Annotated in this window: 13 protein-coding genes and 1 pseudogene; 7 read left to right on the plus strand and 7 right to left on the minus strand. The window is 60.3% G+C overall.

Annotation, left to right across the window (positions count from 1 at the left end; all coding sequences use genetic code 11):
• Positions 1-304: 304 nt before the first annotated feature.
• Positions 305-865, plus strand: coding sequence for a cytochrome b (locus PIN31009_RS27140; RefSeq protein WP_150740763.1), 561 nt, complete (start codon positions 305-307; stop codon positions 863-865).
• An 858-nt stretch (positions 866-1,723) separates the two neighbouring features.
• On the opposite strand, the gene PIN31009_RS27145 is transcribed toward PIN31009_RS27140, so the two are convergent.
• Positions 1,724-2,665 carry a LysR substrate-binding domain-containing protein gene (locus tag PIN31009_RS27145; protein ID WP_246189264.1) on the minus strand — a complete coding sequence of 314 codons (942 nt, stop codon included), beginning with the start codon at positions 2,663-2,665 and terminating at the stop codon, positions 1,724-1,726.
• A 102-nt stretch (positions 2,666-2,767) separates the two neighbouring features.
• Between PIN31009_RS27145 and dsdA the strand changes: the two genes are divergently transcribed.
• The 6 genes from dsdA (at position 2,768) to PIN31009_RS27160 (ending at position 6,576) form a co-directional block, all read left to right on the plus strand.
• Positions 2,768-4,108 (plus strand): D-serine ammonia-lyase, encoded by a 1,341-nt coding sequence (dsdA, locus tag PIN31009_RS27150; protein WP_150740761.1) that lies wholly within the window; start codon positions 2,768-2,770, stop codon positions 4,106-4,108.
• A 708-nt stretch (positions 4,109-4,816) separates the two neighbouring features.
• Entirely contained in the window at positions 4,817-5,041 is a 225-nt protein-coding gene (locus tag PIN31009_RS28285; RefSeq protein ID WP_246185896.1) for an IS66 family transposase zinc-finger binding domain-containing protein, read from the plus strand.
• A 202-nt stretch (positions 5,042-5,243) separates the two neighbouring features.
• On the plus strand, positions 5,244-5,447 hold the full coding sequence (locus PIN31009_RS28290; protein WP_246185890.1) for an IS66 family transposase: 204 nt from the start codon (positions 5,244-5,246) through the stop codon (positions 5,445-5,447).
• Positions 5,426-5,611 carry a hypothetical protein gene (locus PIN31009_RS28295; RefSeq protein WP_246185900.1) on the plus strand — a complete coding sequence of 62 codons (186 nt, stop codon included), beginning with the start codon at positions 5,426-5,428 and terminating at the stop codon, positions 5,609-5,611. The genes PIN31009_RS28290 and PIN31009_RS28295 overlap by 22 nt, the downstream gene beginning before the upstream one ends.
• A gap of 115 nt (positions 5,612-5,726) precedes the next feature.
• Positions 5,727-5,894 carry an IS66 family transposase gene (locus PIN31009_RS28300; RefSeq protein ID WP_246185897.1) on the plus strand — a complete coding sequence of 56 codons (168 nt, stop codon included), beginning with the start codon at positions 5,727-5,729 and terminating at the stop codon, positions 5,892-5,894.
• A 364-nt stretch (positions 5,895-6,258) separates the two neighbouring features.
• A complete protein-coding gene (locus tag PIN31009_RS27160; RefSeq protein WP_150740760.1) occupies positions 6,259-6,576 on the plus strand; it encodes a hypothetical protein in 318 nt (105 codons plus the stop codon).
• Positions 6,577-7,438: 862 nt separating this feature from the next.
• On the opposite strand, the gene PIN31009_RS27165 is transcribed toward PIN31009_RS27160, so the two are convergent.
• The 6 genes and pseudogenes from PIN31009_RS27165 to PIN31009_RS27190 all read right to left on the minus strand — a co-directional run bounded on the left by PIN31009_RS27165 (position 7,439) and on the right by PIN31009_RS27190 (position 22,010).
• Positions 7,439-8,338, minus strand: a complete 900-nt coding sequence (locus PIN31009_RS27165) for a hypothetical protein (RefSeq protein WP_246185891.1) — start codon at positions 8,336-8,338, stop codon at positions 7,439-7,441.
• A 778-nt stretch (positions 8,339-9,116) separates the two neighbouring features.
• Entirely contained in the window at positions 9,117-9,722 is a 606-nt protein-coding gene (locus tag PIN31009_RS27170) for a DUF4272 domain-containing protein (RefSeq protein ID WP_150792116.1), read from the minus strand.
• Between the two features lie 610 nt (positions 9,723-10,332).
• Positions 10,333-11,511 carry a hypothetical protein gene (locus PIN31009_RS27175; RefSeq protein WP_150740758.1) on the minus strand — a complete coding sequence of 393 codons (1,179 nt, stop codon included), beginning with the start codon at positions 11,509-11,511 and terminating at the stop codon, positions 10,333-10,335.
• A gap of 848 nt (positions 11,512-12,359) precedes the next feature.
• A pseudogene (pbpC, locus tag PIN31009_RS27180) lies at positions 12,360-14,608 on the minus strand (penicillin-binding protein 1C).
• Between the two features lie 152 nt (positions 14,609-14,760).
• Positions 14,761-20,775, minus strand: a complete 6,015-nt coding sequence (locus PIN31009_RS27185; protein ID WP_150740757.1) for an alpha-2-macroglobulin family protein — start codon at positions 20,773-20,775, stop codon at positions 14,761-14,763.
• A 773-nt stretch (positions 20,776-21,548) separates the two neighbouring features.
• Complete coding sequence (locus tag PIN31009_RS27190; RefSeq protein WP_150740756.1) at positions 21,549-22,010, minus strand: hypothetical protein; 462 nt, start codon at positions 22,008-22,010, stop codon at positions 21,549-21,551.
• Positions 22,011-22,435: the final 425 nt, after the last annotated feature.

Below are 22,435 nucleotides of genomic sequence, written 5' to 3' on the forward strand. Positions count from 1 at the left end.
AAAACGCCTAGCGTGGACCATCAACATGGCCACGACGAAAAAAGCCCATCAATGCAGATGGGCCGAAAAACCGCTAGCACTAGGGGGCACATCAGCACAATTCGGTCACGATAGTCTACGCAGCACAATTCCCACAAGAATCGTGGATTACCCGAAATTACCAAACACTCGTTTCAATATGCATGCTGATCGGCAACGGCCAAGCCGTGGCATAGAGGGAATTCGCACAATCCATGCGAAAGCGGAGTCGAGCGAATGTTGACGCTTACTATCAGCATCTGGTCAACGTGAAAAGGTATTTCCTATGCAAAGCACGAGCTCATCGGCCGAAAGTGCCGAGGTAACACGCTTCGCTCCACCCGCGATTTTCTTTCATTGGGCCGTCGCACTCCTCATCGTGTTCGCTTACGCGGCGATCATCGCAAAAGGTCAATTGCCGCGCGGCTCGGCCCAAAGGGATTGGGCAATGTCATTGCACATGTGGCTGGGCGTCGGCGTGCTAACTTTGGCGGTTCCGCGCCTGTTGTGGCGTTTGGTCTTCGGTGCACCGCCCGCACTCCCCGGTCAAAGTCGGTCCGTGCGAACCGCCGCGACGATGGCGCACCTCATGCTCTACGCTTTTATTTTCGCACAGCCCATACTCGGTTATCTCGCGAACAACGCCGCGGGTTACACGGTCGACATTCCTTCTCTCGGTGTTAGCTTACCTGCCTTGGTGGCGCCGAACGCAGCGCTAGCTAGATCGATTAAAGGAATTCACGAGACCGTCGGCAATCTCTTCTATTGGGTGATTGGACTTCACACACTTGCCGCACTCGTGCACCACTACTTCTACCGTGATGAGACACTGCGCCGTATGATCTGAAGCCAAAATACTTGGCTTAACGCCATCCATAGCGTACAGGAGCCCCGCTCCGGCGGGGTTTACTTTTAGGAGAGTGACCGAAATCGCACAGCCGGACGCAGTTCGTGCGAGTCAAGGGGAATTTTTCGATTTTCGGCGAGCTCAGCCCCCCCCCCAGAATGGGCCCGAAGACCTCGGGCACTTGGTGAACGCCTCGCGACAACCGTCAGGATGGTCGTTGGTTAATTTGGTACCCACCAATTCTGGTGAATACCACAATGGACAGCACATCAGACGAGCGCCGGACCATCGCGGGATACCAACAGCCGAACCTTCCGGCCGCCCTCAAGCAACGCTTCGTTGAGCAGTCATACGAGTCGGGCGCATCGACTGCGCTGATAGCTCGAGCCAACGACATCAACGCTCCCCTGCCGTTCAAGTGACGCCTGTAATTTCCGGCGGCGCGCATGGACAATTAGCCTTGCCGGCTTCGTGACACCGCCGTTCAACGGTGAAAAACTGCGCGCTCGGCCGTCTGCCCCCCAAGACAGTTCGTCCAAAAATGATCAGTAAGACCCAGAGAGGCAACCTCTCTCCAGTTTTGGAATGTCCACTTTCCGGGAACACGTCAGGGCCCGGACATTCCACTTAGCGCACTGCCTGAATTCGCGCGGCCACCTCTGCCTGTTCACGCATCATCGCCGTAGCAAAAAGCGTCCAACCAGCCATCGTTATTTACACCGCCCTCGATCTGCCGATGTACTTCCCCACGCACGTTCGTTTTGAACGTGCTGTTCGCGCCATCTGAATGCCTTTGCAACGCGGGGCCAAGCGCGCTCACCGCACGCCCCAATTACTCGCTGATGTGAGCCCAGTCACCTAGCCACCAAGCGTGCTCAGGCGGTCGTGGTCGAAGCGCCTGCATTCCTGTTGAATCCACTCGGAGAAGATGGCCGTACGCCGGTCTAAGGGATCTCGTGAAAGCAACACATATCGCGCGGGCGACTTCACCGGCTTGCCGGAAATCGGCACAAGACGACCGCTCCGGATGTCGTCGTGTATCAGGGCGGTCCGTCCGATGGCGACGCCCTGATGGTTCAGCGCCGCAGTCAGCGCAAGACTTGAGAGGTTGAACTGCGGGCCGTCGATGTCCTGCGTGGTGCCCGGATGGTTCGCGTCCATCCACGTGCGCCATTCAACGAACTCCGTCGCGCCGTCCCATGGCGAAGCGTCGTGCAGGAACACGACATCGCGAAACGCCCCGTCATCCGTTAGCCCCGGGTGCGCGGCGACATATGCCGGCGTGGCCACGGCCACCAGAAACTCGTCGAGCAGCACAGCGGCTTTCACTTCCGAGTATTGCGTCGGGTCATATCGCACGGCGACGTCAATGTCGTCGGCGCGCATCGACTGCCGGTCGATACTCTGGAATTCCGCCTTCAGCCTGACCGAGACGCCGGGCTCCTGCCGATGGAAGTCAGTCAGTCTCGGCATCAGCCATTGCAGCGCGAAGGAGGGCAGGCAACTGACCTGCAACGGTGCGTTCGAAATACCCAGCCGTTGCAGCGTCACCGCAATATCGCCCAAGGCGCGCACGGTGACATCGAACAGCGCCTCGCCGTTCTCGGTGAGTTTTAGGCTTCTGGCCTGCCGCACGAACAGCACGTAGCCCAACCGGTCCTCCAGATACCGGATTTTCTGACTGACGGCGCTCTGCGTCAAGTTCAGCTCCCGTGCCGCCCGGGTAAAGCTCGACAATCGCGCCGCCGCCTCGAAATGCCGTAGTGCGCCCAAAATCGACGAGTCCAACTGCATAAGCATTAGTCCAGTTAATGTACTCATCAGAAGTCAACGCTGTTTTTGAGCGGCATCAGGCGCTAGGATTCCATGAGGTATTAAAGAACTCAGGAAAATCTGCCAACTATGTTCCCTTTGCTTCCACCTGGACTCGTATTGACTAGACTTCAATCCCGAACCCCGACACTGTGGCTGAACGACCGACTCGGCAGCACGCTTCGCACGTCGACGGGCTCGACCACCGAGATCCTTGAGGCCGAGGCACGCATGCGGCGCTGCGCACCGCTTCTGGCCGAGTTATTCCCGGAGCTGGCCACGACGGGCGGGGAAATCGAGTCGGCATTGATGTCCGCGGATGCGTTAAAACTGGCCTGCGCGGGCGGTCCGGTCAACGATAACAGTGCTTGGTTTCTCAAGCGGGACGACGCATTGCCGGTCGCGGGGTCCATCAAGGCCCGGGGCGGCTTTCACGAAGTGCTGGCCGTTGCCGAGCGCATCTCGCTCGAACGCGGTGTGATCGCTGCAGACGACGACCGTCGAGCGCTGGCCTCGCCGGCAGCGCGTGACGTGTTCGCGCAGTACACCGTTGCGGTCGGCAGCACGGGCAATTTGGGGCTGAGCATTGGCGTAATGGCGGCGGCGCTGGGCTTCGATTCGGTTGTCCACATGTCCGCCGACGCGAAAGCGTGGAAGAAGGCGCGGCTGCGCAATCGCGGTGTTCGTGTCGTCGAGCATGAAGGCGACTACGCGCACGCCGTCGCGGGCGGCCGGGCGCAGGCCGAAGCGCTCGAGCACAGTCATTTCGTGGACGATGAGCAATCGTCGCTCCTCTTCTACGGCTACGCCGCGAGCGCGCGACATCTCGCGTCGCAACTCGCCGCAGCGGGCCGGACCGTCGACGCGCAGCATCCGCTCTTCGTCTACCTCCCGTGCGGTGTCGGCGGCGCGCCGGGGGGCATCACCTTCGGGCTGAAAACGCTGTTCGGACCTCACTTGCACTGCTTCTTCGCGGAGCCGGTGGCTTCGCCCTGCATGCTGGTGCAACTCACGTCCGGGCGTGAGACGCCCGTGTCCGTCTACGACATCGGGCTCGACAACCGGACCGACGCCGATGGGCTGGCGGTAGGCGAGGCGTCGCATCTTGTCGCTCCGCTCATGGTCTCGCAGCTTTCCGGCGTGTTCACGGTGGCCGACGACGAACTCTTCGTGAACCTGCACACCCTAAAGTCTTGCCTCGACGTGGAGGTCGAGCCCTCCGCCGCGGCAGGTCTGAGCGGCCCGGACTGGGTACTCAACTCGGCCGAGGGCCGGGCGTACCTTCGTGCGCACGACATCGCCACGGATCAGGCAACACATGTGATCTGGTCCACGGGCGGCTCGCTGGTGCCGGCAGAAGAACGCGAGCGCTTCTACGAACGGGCCGAAGGGCTCGTGCGCGGTCGCGCGGTTACCGCACAAGTCAACTGAAATGCCGACAACAAGGTTCTATCGCAATAAGGCAGCGGATTCGAGAGAGATGAATGGCAGAGGGTAGTCGAAGTCGAGGCTGCAGAACTGGTTGACAACGGACGTGAGTTCGCCATCGGGGCAGTCCAGTCGCCCATTCTTGATTGTGAGCGGTCCAGTAACGACGTCTACCAAGGGCCTGGTGAAGGAGGAGCATAGGTGTAAACCTACTTCTGACGGGAATCAGATCACCCAAGACTCCGTACCATGAACAGACGGTCCGGATGAAGGGCTTACACTGACAACGTTGTCGGATCGGAACTCGCGCGCGTGCCCCAGGAGTGCCCAGACACACAGAGCAGGGGCTCGTAAACTGCGCCGCATGTCGAACATGCGCCGAACTTCTTGACGATGTTGAAACTTTGCAAGCGTTGCTACTCAAGGCTCGTGCTCAGCTTGCTGAGCGGGATCTAGAGGTCGAGCAGGTCAATACGCAACTCGACAAGCTCAGGCGTATGCAATTCGGGCGCCAATCCGAGCACTTGGACCGGGAGGTTGGCTTGAGGACTTGACGGGCAAGCGCGGCGTCACTGATGTTCAGCGCGCCCGCCAATCACGCGCGGGCACACTGGGAGCGCCGCATCTCTGAAAGAAGCGCTACCACCGCATCTGCCACGCGAAGAACGCGTGCTGGAGGCTGACTCAGCATGTCCAAATCGCGGCAGCGCGATGCAGTCCGTCGGAGAAGACGTGGCCGAGCAACTCGCCCGGGTCGCGGCAATATTCAAGGTGACTCGTACGATCCGGCGCAAACCGGTTTGTCCATGCGGCGACCATTTCTCGCAGCCACCAATGCCCCAGCCTGCCGATAACGTGCGACATCGCCCATCCGATCCTGATGGCCGACATCCTCCTCCGAAGTACGCGGACCACGCCCCCTTGTATCAACAATAGCAGATTGCCGCGCGCGACGGTGTGCAACTCGCCCCGGCAAGCATGGGCCGCTGTGGCGACCAGTACGACCCCTTTGCGACGCGCTGACCGAGGCATGGCGCCGCTACTCGAGGGCACCGCCGAAGCTACACGCGGATGACACACCAATCCCGGCACTTTAGCCCGGCAAGAAGACGGAAGACGGGGCGGCCTATGGGTGTATGTGCGCGACGACACCCGTTCGGGCTCCACCGAACCGACCGCAGTGTTATTTGTTTACGCACCCGACCGCAAGAGCATCCGCCCCCCCCCAACCCCATTGGCCGAATTCGAGGGTATCTTGCAGGCCGACGCTAACACCGCTTTTGACGAACGGTATGAGAGCGGCAAGATTCGCGAGGCGGCATGCTGGAACCACACGAGGTGAACATATGCGACGAGCATGTCCAAACGCCTCCCGCAGCGCCCCGGCAGGTGATCGAACTCATCGGCGGGCTCTACGACATCGAGGCGGACATCCGCGGCAAACCCGCCGCGCAGCGACTGCGCGTGCGGCAGGAGAAACTCATGCCGCAGGTGACGACCATCTAGATGTGGGTGACTGACGAACTCGTCACGCTGTCGAAGAAATCCGGTTTGGCCAGAGCGATCCGCGATTTGCCGGTGGGATGCCCTCGCGCCGTACTTCGGAGAAGGCTACGCCGAGATCAGCAACGCTCTGGCCGAAAACGCGATGCGCTGCGTGAGTCCAGGGCGCAAGAACCTCCTTTTCGCCGACGCCGATAGCGGCGGGGGAGCGCGCAACCGCCATGTGAAGGTTGATCGGCACGAGCAAGCTCAACGCAATCAACCCGCACGCCTATCCAGAGGCTGATTGCAAACCAGCGAACCCGAGGGCGCCTGATATCTAATCATGCCTCACATACGCGCCGCATTGCGAACGGCCTTCGCGAGGTGTTTGCGGTATTTGGGCGCGTAGCCCTTTTTGCCCAAAGACGTTATTCGCAGTCATCCTCGCGTCGCGCAGGCCGATCATATGCATCCAGTGCGAGTAGGATCATCCAGACAACGACAACAAAAACTGAAAGGGACCCAACAAGGCCGACAATATTCTGCATAGTCGCCGTCATCACCGCTTCCCGCAGCATTTGCTTGATCTCACATCGAAGTGAGCCCCGCCCTTGTGAGGGTTGGTCGTTCGCCGTGCTCCGGAATATCCACCCTTCACATGGCAAACGATGGGAATCGCCAACGGAATCGGCATGGATGCGATAAAAACAAGCATTACGCACGATCTTGAACCAAAGGAAAAACAGGTACTCATTTCACTCACTTTCTACGGCACGTCCAACGTTTTCAGCCATGTCACTCGACTCCATTTGCCCGTACAGCACATCGCAGAGCAACACCATGAATTCAATGCAGCCATAGCCAACCACAATCGTCACAAGAATCGTACCCAAATTATCAGTATTCATCCCTATCCTCTTATTGCCGTCACGGGTTTTCTCGTCCTCTGCACCCACCCGCCGGAGCAAACAATCCACTTCGTCTAAAATCGACATCCTGTCGTGCACTGCCACGGCGTGGCGATGCCGCGATCATCACCTTCCGCTTTGCCTCCGCTGCACCCCAACCGCTCTATTGCGAACTGCGAGAAATTCCTTTTACCCACATTTCCGGCCCGAAACACATCCTTGGGTCAGCCCCGACACGATGAGCGGCGCCTTCATCTTGAGTCCTTCATAGACCGTGACTCAGAACATCAGGGCAGCCAGTGCGGCTACAGCAAGAACAACAGCTATCACCGCTAGAGAGATCGCTATCTCCAGAAGCGACGCTTGCATTAGCGAGCGCAACCGCCGCACTCGTGCTCTCCAATTTGTTGACATATCCTTTCCTGCTCACACTCCGTGCAATTGTTTGGATAGCAATGAGAAGATATAACACTCCTTGCAAACCTCCCAAACGAGATCTTTCGCAGATATTGCGAAGAGCAGATGACCGGGTGTGCGGCCCTGAGGCCGGCAGACTCGCATTTCACCGGAGTTGGCGCATGCCGGAGAAGTGAACCGTAAACGAATCGCCGACAGGGTCAATAGCGTCGCGGATAGGCCCCTCCGCGGCTCGATGGCGTTGTCCGAGATTCGGTCAGGCGTTGATGAACCAACATCTGGAGGTTGAAACCGGGGTCTTAGCCATCATCACTTCGACGGTGCACGCAAACCATGCCCCGCGACAGGGTTCGGACGTGAGCCGCGTATCGGCATCAAAACCGCTCAGCAGACACGCAATCCTCGATGTCCCTGTGGGGTAGGGGGATTATCCAGATAAGGGGACACAAATGAGTGGATGACCAAGGATTCCGGACCGACGTCGAGCAAACGAACTGTCAGCAGATTTCGAGGCTAATTGGGGCTACTTTGGCAGGTAGCGGCCGTCGTGCTCGGACCAGCGATATGTCTTTCGCCACGCCCCCTTTCTCTGGCGCAGTTGCAGATCGTGAAAGCCCTCGGTTTTCGCCGCCAAAACGTTCAAAACGTTGCTCGCGTCATACATGTCGTGATTGCGTGTACCGTCTGGGTTCCAGTCCCCAGCAATCATCTCGAAGTACATCATGGGCGCCGCAAACACCACTTTCAATTCATTGCTGTCGATGCGAAACAGATACAGAGCCTCAAACGAAGCGCTTCCGCCCGCGTAGCCGTCGCTCCAGCCAGCGCGAACACCGAAGGCCGGCTCGTCATCTTTGATGCGAAATGCCGCGAGATCAAACCGCAACCAATTGTCAGGCAGAACAGCATCGTCATCGTCAGCATGCGGAACGTCAATATCACTATCGACCCAATCTGTCGGCGTTTCGATTGGTGCGAAAGTTCTCGCAATCAGGCGCGGACTCCCTCCGCTGACACGCTCGAAAACGCCGAACCAAGCCTGCGCACTTTCGGTCCGACACTCATCGCTCTTGCGCATGTGCGCAGCTTCTTCACCTGAGTGTGCCAAGCAGACAATGGCAACAAAAGAATCTGGCCGTGCTGACCACGGCTTGGCACCGGCCAGTACCAAACGAGCAGGATCGCTTCCAGGAACCAATGCCGACTGCAGCAAGCTCGCAGTAAAACCGTCCGGCAAATGAATCCCAAGGCCGTCATCGCGTGCTTCGCCCGACATCTCGAAGTCGAAGGCCGCCTTTGCCTCTGGGGTACTGAACTCACTTCGCGCACCGTCGATCGAGTGCGCCTTACCGGCTGCGCAGGCAAACGGCAACATTAGCGGAGTGAGCGCAACTAAGGTTGCAACAGTTCGAAGAATTCTCATGATTATTTGAAAACTGGCAACAAGTCGTCCTGAACAACCCGTACGGCACCGGCCATAGATCACTTTCCCGTCTTCGCTCGGCCGTTTAGCAGCAAAGACGATAAGATCGTCGCCTACATCCGGCTTTGACCTATTCACCCGCCGTCTCTTGCCGTTACGGCATCGCCTTCCACCTTTCGGTAGGAAGCGCATCGATCCCACGCATCGCTTAGTATTAGCACTGTCTCGACAATGCCGTAACCGATTGCGAAAACCGCGATGACAATTCTCCAGGCATTGGCAATCATCAATCTTCAAGCGAAGCCTCTACAGCTTCTCGCTTCTCCTTGTTCACTAGCGTGTCGTCTTCGAACCCCGGGCACACGTCTACTTCGTCGTGCACAGCCCACAACATGGCAGTTCTCTTACCGCCGGCCGCCACACGATAGATCTCGCCGCTAGTCATCGTGATTCTGGTTCGGTCGTCCGTGACCCGAGAAATTTCCTTGGGTTCGCACTCATTTGCACTCGACAATCTCGAGACAATTAACAGGACCACGACCAGCGCAAAGCTCGCCTTGCTCTTTCCCCTCACTCCGCCCTCCCATCAGCACCCGCTATGTCCGCTCAAATGTGAGAGATTTCGATACGCTCTCAGCCCACCGTAGGCAATCATGACGTATAGCACCCTTCAACGGCGTCTCGAATGAGACAATCCTTGCATGCGGTATGCGGGTGTGAAAAGGATGTCGCTGGAGCCGTCCCGCAGTTCACCTCGCTGGCGAACCGAGGAGTTCTTTCACGTTGGGGTTTGGACATCGTCCCACGCAGCCCGGAGGAACGATGCCAGCCAGTTCAATGCGTGATGCCGCTCGCGAATGATGCCTTCGTGTATGCCATTCGGTGGGCTCATTCCCTTCTGCCGCGCCTGCACAGCCAACCAGTGCAAGCAGAAATGTTCATCTAAAACGTCGAGAATTTCTGCAGGTTGCCGTAATCTCGGCCTAGAGCGGGTGTTGATTCTTGCTCCACTTTGAACAACACGAACGAGAGCCTCCGCGTCGCAAACGTGGACTGGTTCCGGCAACGTTTCGACCAATTCCAAGGCCCACGCAAGCACTTGGAGGGCTTCGTAGCGCCAAACAAAATTAATCAGTAATTGCTCCTCCGGGGCAGCCGTCCGTAAGAATTCCGCCTCAAGTGGGCTGAGTGCATCAAATCCCGCCGGGAATTCCATGCGAAGCCGATCAATAAGCGGATTCCCTTTCGTGGCTAGCGCTTCACCTTGCAACGCCACTATCAAAAGGGCTTGTGCGCGCAATGCGACCTCACGCGCGGAACGAAAAGCGTCAATTCCCGCACAGATACGACTGGAGGCAGAGTTCGTGGCACATGCAATCCGCACTTCGCAAGTCCCTCGAGTACCCGCTCACGTCGAGCCTGCGCCTCTTCAGGAAACGGGACCTCTCCATCCGTACCCAGAGAATCCCCAGTAGTTGCGGAGACGAGCAATCGACCGATCGGATCCCTAACGGTAGAATCCGGCCAGATGACGATCGCATTTGCGCCCCTTGCCCATTCGGAGAAAGAACGAAATTCAGACGTTTCGATGTTCGCACACAGGTGCACCTGTGTGCGTTGCACATGCCGAATGCACTGATATAGCTTCGACGTCATAACGGCACCACGCCTCGAATACAAGAGGCCAACGACATCGTCGAGATGCGGTGCAAACTCAGGGGCGACCAAAGTTCGGCACGAAATCAGTTTGTGGGTAAACGGAAGGTCTGGCGGCTCAGAAACAGTGCAATATGCGTTAATTAACACGTGAGGCGACTTGGGTTCCGAGACTGACGACCTAAGTATTCGTCGAAAGGATTGTAAGAACATGTCCGGGCAGAACAATCGATGAAATCTGCCGCTGACCGGTGGCACGCACATGTGCGTCTACCCCACAATAGGCTGTTCGCGCCCCGTTCAGCAAGCTACTGGTTGGCAACCCAGCTCAAGGTACGTCAAGGCGCAGCCCAAAAGTCGAGGGACTTCTTGCCGAGCCATTGGCCCTCTAACTCGTCACCTTTGACCTCGGCTCGAATCAGCGGTTTGGGCGTATCGCCGCTGTCGAATTCGCTCAACTCTACGACGTTGCCAATCACCTTTCCGCTCAGCGAGATAGGCGTGCGGTACTTGTCATAGAAGTAGCTGCCGTCCAGCGAGTCGTCGTTGTAGCGCCGGGACAAATACAGTGTGATGGCGGCCTTCCCCACACGGCCTTGCAAAATCTGTCCATACGGATCGACTTGTGGCGCAACCTTCGGGCCACTCATTAGTAGGTACTTGCCGTAAGCAGTAAAATACGGCGCGAGATCAGCGATTTTGTAAGTGACCTTCTGGTTGCCGACATCGTCCAACGCACGCATCGCGTGGTTGCTGCAGCGCTCATACAGAAAGGTGATGGACTCACCTTCTATTTTTAGAGTTGCATCGGCCAATTTGTAGTATTTTCCATAATCTGGAATTGACTCTAGGCAGCTCTCATACATGCCGATGGTTGACGCAATGCGCTCCTCTTCATCGTCCTGTCTGTTGTTTTGGCGAGGCTTCGGCCAAGGTGTCGCGACGCCTTTCAGCTTGCGGTTGGCGACTGCGGTCTTGTTTAGACTCTCGATGGCTCTCCTGTACTCAAGCGTGCGTTTCGTTGAGTTCTTCTGTAGGAGCTTCGCGCCGCCTGACGGTGTGAATATGTCGGACGCGAAGATCACCCGCCCTGTGGTTGCATCGAAGTTGTACTGCCTCCCGTAATGCTCGCAATAGGCACCGCAGCCCTCGGCTTCGACTTCGAGCGCCAAGATTCGATCGTCGTTGCGAAACACCGAGAAGCCGAATTCAGAGCTACCTTGCGAGGTGCCGTCCGCATCCTTCGTCAGTATTATTTCGTCGGAATACCTGGCTGGGGCCGGCCCCTCGACCATGTCGAGGAAGATGAGATTGTTGATGCGAGCGTCACGCCTGGTATCACCGGATTGGGCGTATGGCAACGAGCCTTGCAGCGAGCCCTTGTACGTGATCGTCTTCACTGCGATAGGTGCTGATGGGGCCGCAACCACGAGGGCTGACGACGCGGTGGCAATACAAGCGAAGAAGACGCGGATGAACATAATGATCGTTTGAGAAGATGAGAATTTTTGTGCCATTGTCGCCCCCTATTCGCGCCCCCATGCCAATGGAGTTCAAGACCGCGGAATAACGGAGTTTTATGGGGCTCCGGCTTGCCCCCCAGGACGAGGGGCTGCACTCATTCCGGAAGGCGTCGGCCAATGCGACAAATAGTTAGCGCTCCCCGAAGCAACCATCGAGGAGTCGCGACAGCCTCCTACACACCACCTCACGCGCCTTCTTCGTCTTGAAAACGGTGGGGACATGCGTGAGAAATCCTCTCCACCTGTATCTGTCTTGATCACGCTCTTTTGCTGAAAGGAAGTCCAACAACTCTATTGCAGAGTCCACATTGAATGCCCAAAGCGTGTGCGCCCGGTAGTGAATAGAGAAATACGCATCGTTTGGCCACAACAGGAGGTGCTTCCTCCTGAGGTGACATTGAGCACAGGCGATTGCACCCTCACCCTCGCCGCGCCGATCTCGAAAGCATTTCGGATGCGACCATTCTGATGCTTTATAGCCTGTTGGCAAGTTTTTTATCGAGCTTTCGGGGTTACCGTGAAGCCCTTGGTGGTAGAGTGCCCCGTGCCACGATTGGCCGATTGTTTTTTGAAACTTGCGGTACTCAAACAGATCACTTCGTTGAAAGAAGTCGATATCGCGCCGCCGCACGATTTCGCGGACCTCCGCAAACTCGAACTCGGCAAGTCGACCACATCGCGGGCACTTAATGTCCAAAAGATGAGGCATCGGGTTCCAGTCATATCGCCCAGTCAATGCGCCCCCTATTTCTTCATCCACATGCGCCGCATGAACTTGACAGCGGTGCCCCCCAATGCGAGCGTGGATGCCCGATCTTTCCAGGTCCCCAATCGCCGCGTCCTCATTGAACTCTCCGATTTGGCTCAGTTCCAGTTCGCCACTTACTGCGCATATTCTCGCCGTCCTTTTCTGTAGCGCCTCTCACTTCGAATCGCACCTCGTCCTGCACTTCCCCCCGTGCGTCAACCAACGCAAGTACGTGACGTCCGGGCCACGGCAACCATCCGACCCGAGCCGTGCCCGCCAGCGGTTTGCCGTCGAGCCGCCATGCCGCGCCCTTGGGCCACGCCGCAGCCACCTGGAACCACAACCGCTGATTGGCAGGCGGGATGTCGGGATCCAGCGCCACGATGGTCCCGTCGGTCGGTCCCGCGATGCGCCACAGCGGTCCGCTTGGCGCTTTGGTCGCCAGTGCGGACAGTGCAATCGTGCTCTGCGACGTGCCGGGCAAAAACCATTCCTCGCGTAAGGGTTCTACGTGCTCGGCGTACTGCACCGCGACATGCTCCAGACCCGGCGGTGCCGGAGGCGGCAGACTCGCCGTGCGACGATGCAGATAGTCCATGACACGGTGCCAGATCGGCGCGGCGCCCGACACGCCGGAGACGTCCCACATCGGCGCACCGTCGGCGTTGCCGACCCACACGCCGACCGTGTAGCGACGCGAATAGCCGACCGCCCAGTTGTCGCGCATGTCCTTGCTCGTCCCGGTTTTCACCGCCGTCCAGTAACGCGTCGAGAGCGGGCTGTCGAGGCCGAATGTGCGCGTGCGCGCCTGGCGGTCCGCGATCATGTCCGACACGATGAAACTCACCTGCGGCGAGAACACGGTCGTGCGCTGTGCGTTGCGCGTGGCGCCCTTTGATTGCCCAGCGACGCGCGCGTTTGCGTTTTGAAGCGGCGGTGGCATCCGCTCGTTCACGCCACTGGCGACGCCACCATTGGCGAGCGCGCGATAGGCGTTCGCGAGCGACAGCAACGTCACGTCCGCACTGCCGAGCGCAAGGCTGAAGCCGTAGTAGTCGCCGCTTTGCGTGAGGGGTAGCCCCAGCGCGACGAGTGTCTGCGCGAAGCGGCGCGGCGCGGCGTGACCATCACGAGCGTGCGCACGGCGGGCACATTCAGCGACGACCCTAGCGCCGTGCGCGCACTGACCCAACCCTTGAAATGCCGATCGTAGTTCTGGGGAATGTACAGACCGCCCCCCGTGGGCAGATCGATCGGGGAATCGTCGAGTAGCGACGCCGCCGTCAATCGCTGCTCGGCAATCGCCTGTGCGTAGAGGAACGGCTTGAGCGTCGAACCTGCCTGACGCGCAGACATCACACTGTCCACCTGCGCAGCCGACGACAGCGGGCCCGACGATCCGACCCATGCCAGGATGTCGCCGCTCGCATTGTCGATCACGACGATCGCGCCGTCCTGCACGTTGCGAGAGCGCCCCGGCGTGCCCAACTCCCGCAACGTCTGCTGCAGCGTCGTCACGGCCATGCGCTGGAGATTCACGTCCAGCGTGCTGGTGATACGGGTCCCCGCAGGTGGACGGCTTTCGCCGAAGACACGACGGGCGAAATGCGGTGCGAGATTGACAGCGTCGCGCGTCGTCATCACGCTGGCCGGTCGAGAGAATACGAGTTGCGCGTAGCCCTCGAGACCGTTGCATTCCGACGCCTGCCCCATGTCGCGAAGCATGCCGCACGCGCGTTGCGAGACACGCGCCGCCGCCGCGTTGGGTGCGCGCAATAACGCAACCGCCAGTGCCGACTCGCGGGCATCCAGACCGATGGGCAACTTGCCGAAGAGCGTTTGCGAGACGGCGGAAATGCCTACGAGTTCGCCGCGAAACGGCACGAGGTTCAGATACGCCTCGAGAATCTGATCCTTGCGCCAGCGCTGTTCCAGCCACATGGCCGTCGCTGCCTGACCGATCTTTTGCGTCACGGAACGATTGCGTGCGCTGGGGCGCAGATCGTCGTCCAGCAGCCCCGCCAATTGCATCGTGAGTGTCGACGCACCCCGCGTGCGCGAATGCCAGAGATTGCCCCAGGCAGCAGCGGCCACGCCGCGCCAGTCGACGCCACTGTGCTCGTAGAAGCGCTTGTCCTCCGAGACGATCAACGCCTGACGAAATGCCGGTGAGACATCGGCAAGCGTGACCCAGTCGCCGCGCTGCGCCTGCATGTCAGCCCGCAGACGTTGCAACGGCTCGCCATGGCGGTCGAGCAGAATCCAGTCCGACGCACGCCAGTCCTGACGCACCTCGTCAAACGATGGCACTGCGTGCGCCAGTGAGATACTCCCGACCCACATCAAAGTCACCAGCAAAGAACGAGCCCAACGGGTACTCCATACAACCGTTGGAGTCGCCGCACCCATTTCGTTCCTTTCTCGGTATCCCTCCCTCCTTGTAGGCGCCTCAGATTTATCCGCGGCGCAGCAAGGCCAGCACACTTTCCCCGTCATCATTGCTTCGCCGGCACCACCTGCACCGGCGCGTTCGGCGTCTCGCCATACATCGCCGGTTCGTACATCGCTTCGACGCGCGTGGGCGGCGTGGCGAACTTACCGACGTTGTTCAGCCGCACGGTGTACTCGATGCGATGCTGCCCCTTCGGCAGATAGTCGTAGTACGCGCGATAGGCGTCCTGCGCGCGCTCTTCGAACGCGGGCATCGCGCCTTCGCTCTTCTCGCCTTGCGTCGCAATGACCGAGTCGCGTTCGAGCCCACCGCCCAGTACCGTCGCCCCGCCCGGCAGCGGATCGCTCACCACGACCCAGCGCATGTCGGCCTGCGCATCGATATCGAGTCGCACGCGCAACACGGCACCCCGCACGAAGCTGTCGCCGGATTTGTCCGCCGCATCCTGCACCTGAACGCTGCGCGTGACGCGATAACCCGCCGCAAACGGCGCTTTGAGCGGAACCGCCGCGACACTCTGAATCGTCGCCCACGGTTTGCCCGCACCGGACTGCTCAAGTCGCAACACATCGCGCGCGTTGTCGGTGCCGGCGGCCGCGTTGCTCAGCCACGGCAGCGATACGGTCGGCGGGACGGTGCCTGCCTTGAGCTTGTCCCAGTCGACGCTCTGCACCCCGCCGCTCGTCTGGTTGTCGCGCTGCCACTGGACCGTGGTCTGCCCCGTCGGCGTATCGCGTTCGAAGCGCGCCGAGAAGCGGTCCACCGCCAGTCCGCCCCAGACGTTGGCCGTCGTTGTCGACCACGCACCGCGCGACTGAAGACCCAGCAAGCCGATCACGAGACGTGGCATATCGTCCTTCCATGCCGGGTTCGCGTTCATCAGCAACGCGAGCCGCGCCGCGTTGGTCTCCGGACCGACCATGAGCCACCAAAGGCCGTCGGTGCCCTGCGTCGAAAAGCCCACCCGCGTGCCCTGATACGACAGGCGCGCCCGCAAAATCTGCTCGGCCTGCGCCATGCGCTCTGCCCGTTGCGGCGCATCGGGCAGACGTTGCAGGATTGCGTACCAGTCGATCACGGCCGACGTCGGCCAGTCGTTCGGGGCAATCGTCAACGAACCGAGCATGCGGGCGTTGGCGCGACCGTAGCGCGAGAGCGCTTCGATCGCACTGAGCTTGCGTAGCGTCAGGTCGTCGCGTGGTGCCCAGAAGCGGCGCGTGAGGCGGCCTTCCACGAAGGCCGTCAGTCCGTCCTCCATGCGAGCGAGCGCGTCGTCAGGCAAACCGTAGGCGGGGTCCAGCGCCTTCGCTTCATTGCTCATCGCGAGCAGATAGGCCGTCAGCGTATCGCTGCCCTGATTGGCGAAACCCTCCTGCGGCGGGAAGTAGCTCGCGAGGCCATCTTCGTCGAGATACGACGGCAACGTGCCCATCACGCGCTTCCACTGCGCAACATCGCGCAAGCCGAGCGCCTTGGACGCCTGCTGCTCCAGACACGCATACGGATATAGCTCGAACCAGCGCTTCACCCCCGGCAGCCCCTGCGACAGGCGTGGCTGCATGTTGACGCGCACGCCACCCCGCAGCTTGCCCGTGCTGTCCGCCACCGCCCCCGCAGGCGGCACCATCGGCAACGTGAGGCTGCCTTCGACCTGCGTGAGCACCGACTGCTGTACCGTCGCCGGCAGAGACGGCTGAATGTCCTGCCCGACCTTGATGGCGTCACTCGCGGCAGGCGCACCGCCTGCTGCCGGTGCCTGCGCACTGACCTCCCACAGCACCCGCTGCGCACGCGTGTCGGCCAGCCCCGTCGGTGCAGTGACTTCCCACGTCACCTCACGCGACTCCCCGGCCGGCACGTCGATGCGTTGCGGTGCGAGCGTGAGTTGCGTTGCACGCGCGGTCAGTTGCACCTGCATGGCGTGCTGCGTCGTATTACGCACGGTGAACTGGGCTCGGTAGTTGTCGCCTTCGCGAACGAGCGGCGGCAATCCCGAGACCAGTTGCAGATCCTGCGTCGAGCGGATCGTCGCCGAGCCGGTACCGAACCAGCCGAGCGCCTGCGTGCCGGGCTTGCCGTCATCCGCCACTGCCACGATCCGGAAACTCGACAGCGAATCGTTGAGCGGCACGTCGACCGTCGCCTCGCCCTTGTCGTCGAGCACCACGCGCGGCTGCCACAGCAACAGCGTGTCGAAGAGCTCCCGCGTCGGACTCTTACCCCCGCCGCCACCGGCAGGCACCGCCTTGCGCCCGTAGTGACGACGACCAATGATCTCCATTTGCGCCGTCGCCGTCGTGACGGTGTAGCTGCGACGCTGCCACATGGCATCGAGCAGATTCCAGCTTGTGTTGGGTGCGAGTTCGAGCAGGGCTTCGTCCACTGCGGCGACCGCGACCTCGGACCCTGCAGCGACGGGCTTGCCGTCCGGCTGTGTGACCTTGATGCGGACCTTCGCGTGACCACGCACAGGATAGGTCGCCGCGTCAGGTTTCACTTCCACGGCAAGGCGCTGGCCCGCCGTCCCCACACGCAACTCGGTCAGACCGAACCGGTACGCCGGCTTGCCCAGATCGACCAGACCGGTCGGGGCCTGATATTCACGGCCCTCGTACCAGAACGCGCGGAACCACTCCAGGGGCTGTTTCCACCCCCACTGGAAGAAGGAGTACCAGGGCACTTCGTGGATGCGCCCACGTACCGCGAGCACCGAGACGTAGACGTTCGGCCCCCACTTCGGATCGACCTTCAGGGAGATGTTCGGATCCTTGCCCGAAATCTCCACCGTGCGCGTCTCCATCACACCTTCGCGTTCGATGGCCACCAGCGCCGTTGCCGAACGGAACGGCATGCGCACCTGCAACTTGGCCGTCTCTCCCGGCTCGTAAGCGCGACGCTCCGGCAGCACGTCCATCCGGTCGGTGTTGTCACCGCCGAACCAGACTTCGCCCCGGCCCGTGACCCACACACCGGTCGTCGACGTACTCAGGTTGCCCTTGTCGTCCTTCGCCTGCGCGACCAGCGTGATCTCGCCCGACTGAGAAAGCGATACGTCGCACGACAACTCGCCACGCTCATCCGTCTTGCCGCTGCACACCTTGCCGAGATCCTTGACCTCGGTGCGGTTGTCGTAGGCATAGAAGCCGCCCACCATCCGCTTACGGCTGCTCGTGGTGATACGCGCCTCCGCGCGTACCTCCATCGCCACGCCGGACTTCGGCTTGCCCTGCAAATCCAGCGCCAGCGCCTTGACCGGCAGCTTGTTGGTCACCGACACCCAGCTTTCGCTGCGCACGCCGGTGATCAGATTGGCCGGCCACAAGGTGGCGTTACCGCGAAGCGTCTGAATCTCGCCGTTCGGGTCGGCGAAGCTCGCTTCGAGCACCAGATCGCTCGGACGGTCGACCTTCGGCAGATCCTTGAGCGTCAGCGTGCCCGCCCCATTGCGGTCGAGCACGAGCCGTTGCTTGTCGGCCACCAGCTTCTGGTCGCTCGATCCCGAACTTTCGTCGTTACCCTGATCGTCATCATCGCCCCCCGCTTGGGCAGACGGCGGGCGATAGGGCGTGAAGCTGTAGTCGTCGTACCCGTCGAACGTGAGATCGCGCACGCGCATCAATGCCGACACGCGCACTGGCAAATTGCCCGCCGGACCTCCCGCGACGTAGTTCGCCTGCACATTTACCGTCGCTTCGGTCTTGTTGATCAGCGGTGACTTCACGGCATCGCGCACGCCGATCGATCCGGCCAGCACCGGCAGGCGGAATGCCTCCACGCGGAAATGCCCGGCGTCGAGCGACTGCGGATAGGTCTTCGGCCGCGAATCGTTGTCCGTGTAGTTCAGCGTCACCGCGTATTCGCCCAGCTTCGCGCCCTGCGGAATCTGGAACGTGTTTTCGGCGAGCCGTCCGTTACGCCACGTGAGAGGTTGTGTGTAGGTCTGTCCGGAACCCTCGTGCGTGATCGTCATTTGCGACGGCAGGCTCGCCGGTAATGCCAGCCCCTGCATCGTCTCCTGACGGATGAAGTGCTTCATCGACACCGTCTCGCCCACACGGAACAGCATGCGATCGAACACCGTCTGCGCGCGCACGGTCGGGCTGTTGCCACCGTCGGTCGGTACGTGGAAACGCCACGGCTCGATGCCACGATCCCAATCGGACGACACGAACGCCATGTCCGGATCGTTGCCCTGCGTGCGAGCCACCACGAAGTAACCCGAGCGGCCGGTCTTCTGGCAGTACCTGTAACGTTCGAGGGCCTTGTCGATCTTTGCTACGCCCGTCTTGTCGGTGACGGCCGTCGCGACTTCGCTGCCGTCACAGTCGAGCACGCGCACCTTTGCATTGGCGACCGGCTGTCCCTTGTCGAGCGTCGTGACCCATGCGACCGCATTCTCGCGGCCCATCTTGAAGTGCACGCCCAGATTGGTCACCAGCACCGTGGTGCGCACGTACATCGGCAACGACTTGCCGAGCAGTGCCGCCCCGAGGGAGGGAGACGCCAGTTCCACGACATAGAAACCGGGCTTCTGGAACGGAATACCGACGACTTCGAACGGCCTGGGATCCTTCTCCTTCGGCACGGGCAGCGTCAGGGCCTGAACACCCTGCAGCCCCGAGAGCAGGGACAGACTGCGAGTGTCGTATCGCGTGACCTTCTCTTCGACGATGGCCGCCGCGTTGGGTCCGAACGCTTCCTTCGCCGCCGGTACCGTCAGGATCGACGGCATTTCCTGCGCGATCTGCTTGCGCGTCATCGTTGTCTCGTCGAAGCGACGCACGCGCGACATCCACGTCAGCACCTCGGCGTCATCGTCGACACGCAATTGCAACGTCCGTCCGGCTTCACCAGCGCCCGCAGCCTTCGCCGCTTCGCCCGCGACGCCGAGACCGTTGATTTGCAGCGCCGGCTCGACCTTGCGCAACGTCACCGGCAACATCGGCGGCATGCCCGGCTCGGCGAATCGCTCCACGATGCCGAAGGGCGCCGCAGCAAACTTGGCCAGCGGCGGCATCGTTGCCGTCTTCGTCTTCAACGGAAATTCGTTCGCGTTGTCGAGCGCGCGGCCACTGTCGTCCGTAAAGCCTTTCGGCAGCGTGATCGTGAGTTCCGCCTTCTCCGGGAACGGCGCATCGAAGGTGACATCCGTCACGCTCGACGAGCGGTCTGAATCGCTGGCCTTCGGCGACCGCTCGGCCCCTGCCCCCTGCACGCGAATCTTCGCGGCCATGTCACGCGCTACGGGTGAATTGAACGTCAGACGAAGCGGACGCAACGGCGTGCACGGCGCATTGGCATTCTCGCGCTCGCAACTGAAGCTCGCCGTGAACGGCTCACGCACGTCGTATTCGAAACGGCGCGCCTGTTTGGTCGGCACCCCGGACGGCGTGGCAATCCCCGCCCCCCAGACCAGATGCATCTTCGCACCGGCCGCAAGCGTGCGATTGCATTGCAACATGACGACGCGCGCCGACTGCTTGTCGAGATTGAAGCGCTTGAGCAACGCCGTGCGCGTGTCGCCCTCGATCCACTTCACGCCGATACGCTCGCCCACGCCTTCGGTTTCGCACCAGGCGTTCTGACGCACACTGGCAGGCGTTGCCGCCCCGTTGAGGGTGAGAATGAAAATCTGGTTTTCGTCGATAGGACCGTACGACGGACGGATGGACGAGACGGCTGGGCCGCCCGTGTTGAAGGCGTATTTCGTGGTGCCGGAGAGTGCCGTGCCCGAGACGGCGGACAGGCCGCTGCGCATCTCGACTGAACACTTCGCACCCGGTGGCAAGTCGCTCTTGAAGTCGAAGACCCAGATCTTGGGTTCGAGCCAGTGGCCGTCGCCGGTCAGCGACGCATCCGTACACCGCACCGCAGCGGGCGCTGTCGCCCGGGGATCGCCTGCGGGCACCATCGCTTCGTCGAATTTGACGACGACCTGATTCACACTCGCGACTTCGCCCTGCGGGCTCACACCGACAATGCTGGCGGCGTTCGAAGATGCAGAAAATATGAACGAACCTGCAAACGCAAGGATCGATGCGGAGATTTTTCGAATCATGTATTGAAAGTCAATCTGGGCCGCTGGAACTGCAACTCAATCAAAATAGCCGATCCTCCAAGACTCCGCGTTTTGTCATCGCGAAATTCGTTTGAAAGCACGCCACCAAGCAAGTCTCACAAAAACGGACGCTAGAATCACAAAACCTCTATCGGCACCGCGTCTCACGCAAATACCCAAAGGCTCCATGACGACAACCAGTTTGGTCATTTCTTGGTATGACGGAGAGGCGAAACACCAGCGCCCTGCCCTTCATAAGGGGACTGGTTTATGGAGTAAACGCCATGTGCGATAGTCTTTGCAACTCCCTTTGTCACATCCATCCTCCGCCCACATCCCTGCGTACAACAATCGCGGTCAGTCTGGCCGGTGGGATTTGCTATTCCCCCTTCCCTCTTCGATCCGCGTCCCAGCTGAGAGGGCTGACATCCTGCAAATGATCCACGCCCTAAGACGGACCACCAGTGCAACAATCACCATCAGCAAAAACAGGGCGCAAATTTCCTCATCAAAGAGGCTGTCACCTCCCGCCCAATACCAAGTCCAAGTGCGTCGGCTCGACACCTCCTCATTCGAAGGATGGGGTCGGCTACTTCGATGCAGAGCATTCGCATGTGACCAGCCGCTCCCGCCTCCATGATGCCCGCCGGCGTGATGTCCTCCCTTGGCGTAGCACCCGAACGACGCCGTAAAAAGAGCTACCGCCAAGGTCACAGCAAATAGGAATACTCCCGACCTCACACGACGCCGCGGACCCCGCGTAGCCACAGTCATCAGTGCAACTTTTCCCAGAACTCTGGGTATCGGTGCTCAACGTCTTCGCCGCACTGGAAGATCGCGGCCATGTCATCGGGCCTTGCACGCATCGTGAGGCCGGTTGCGCAGGCCTCGACCGCGAAAGTTCGCAGCCCGTCCGAATTTGTGGGTATCCGCCCCAACTTCGCCACATGCAGGACGTACAACTCGTATCCATCCATCCGCTCTTGAGTACGCTTGGCGCAAGCAGAGATCGTTGCGCGAGCCTCCGGCGTTACACCAGGCTCCCCTTCGGGATACAGCGCGACAACGCACCCCTGCACCGCTGCTTGCTCATCTGGCGACAAAGGCCGGTCAACCCAATTCTTCTCCGGCACTCCTTTGGCGTAGCTCGCAACAGCCATTGCCATTGTCATTGCCACAACCACCAGGAGCTTGCAGCCCCTCTTGCCCCGAGGGGCGCGTCTGCTGCGAATCATTTAAGGTTCTCCTGAGCATCTACGGGGTGGTGACCCGCGCGCATGCTTGCAATCTCATCACCGCTCGACGCAGAACTCACCACCACGGTCCGGCGACGATCGTGTCGAGCAACGGTATATCGGTCATCCGAATCAACCCCGCAGACATCACCGTACGTCGTCGTCGATGCCAAACCTCTTGCGCTCACGTGGCCCATCTCACCGCCTCAATCTCGAATCCGCGTAACGCTCAAGAACCAACCAGACATGCGACTGCCGGCGCAATCATTGCCTTATTCTGATCCACTAAATCTCGTCCCTAGTACCTGATTATCGTAAGGATCGCCCGAACTTGATTTCATGAAGGGACATAATTGGGCTTGAAAAAACTCATGAACAGCACCAGGAGATCCCGGAATTTCCATGTAGCTAACAAGCATTCTCCG

The sequence above is a fragment of the Pandoraea iniqua genome, assembly GCF_902459685.1.
Classification (GTDB): Bacteria; Pseudomonadota; Gammaproteobacteria; order Burkholderiales; family Burkholderiaceae; genus Pandoraea; species Pandoraea iniqua.

What these genes read in the sequence shown, in the direction of transcription:
- PIN31009_RS27140 (WP_150740763.1), top strand. Translation starts at nt 305, where the DNA reads ATGCAAAGCACGAGCTCATCGGCCGAAAGTGCCGAGGTAACACGCTTC.
- dsdA (WP_150740761.1), top strand. Translation starts at nt 2,768, where the DNA reads ATGTTCCCTTTGCTTCCACCTGGACTCGTATTGACTAGACTTCAATCC.
- PIN31009_RS27145 (WP_246189264.1), bottom strand. Translation starts at nt 2,665, where the DNA reads ATGCTTATGCAGTTGGACTCGTCGATTTTGGGCGCACTACGGCATTTC.
- PIN31009_RS28285 (WP_246185896.1), top strand. Translation starts at nt 4,817, where the DNA reads ATGCAGTCCGTCGGAGAAGACGTGGCCGAGCAACTCGCCCGGGTCGCG.
- PIN31009_RS27175 (WP_150740758.1), bottom strand. Translation starts at nt 11,511, where the DNA reads ATGGCACAAAAATTCTCATCTTCTCAAACGATCATTATGTTCATCCGC.
- PIN31009_RS28295 (WP_246185900.1), top strand. Translation starts at nt 5,426, where the DNA reads ATGCTGGAACCACACGAGGTGAACATATGCGACGAGCATGTCCAAACG.
- PIN31009_RS27190 (WP_150740756.1), bottom strand. Translation starts at nt 22,010, where the DNA reads ATGATTCGCAGCAGACGCGCCCCTCGGGGCAAGAGGGGCTGCAAGCTC.
- PIN31009_RS27185 (WP_150740757.1), bottom strand. Translation starts at nt 20,775, where the DNA reads ATGATTCGAAAAATCTCCGCATCGATCCTTGCGTTTGCAGGTTCGTTC.
- PIN31009_RS27160 (WP_150740760.1), top strand. Translation starts at nt 6,259, where the DNA reads ATGGGAATCGCCAACGGAATCGGCATGGATGCGATAAAAACAAGCATT.
- PIN31009_RS27165 (WP_246185891.1), bottom strand. Translation starts at nt 8,338, where the DNA reads ATGAGAATTCTTCGAACTGTTGCAACCTTAGTTGCGCTCACTCCGCTA.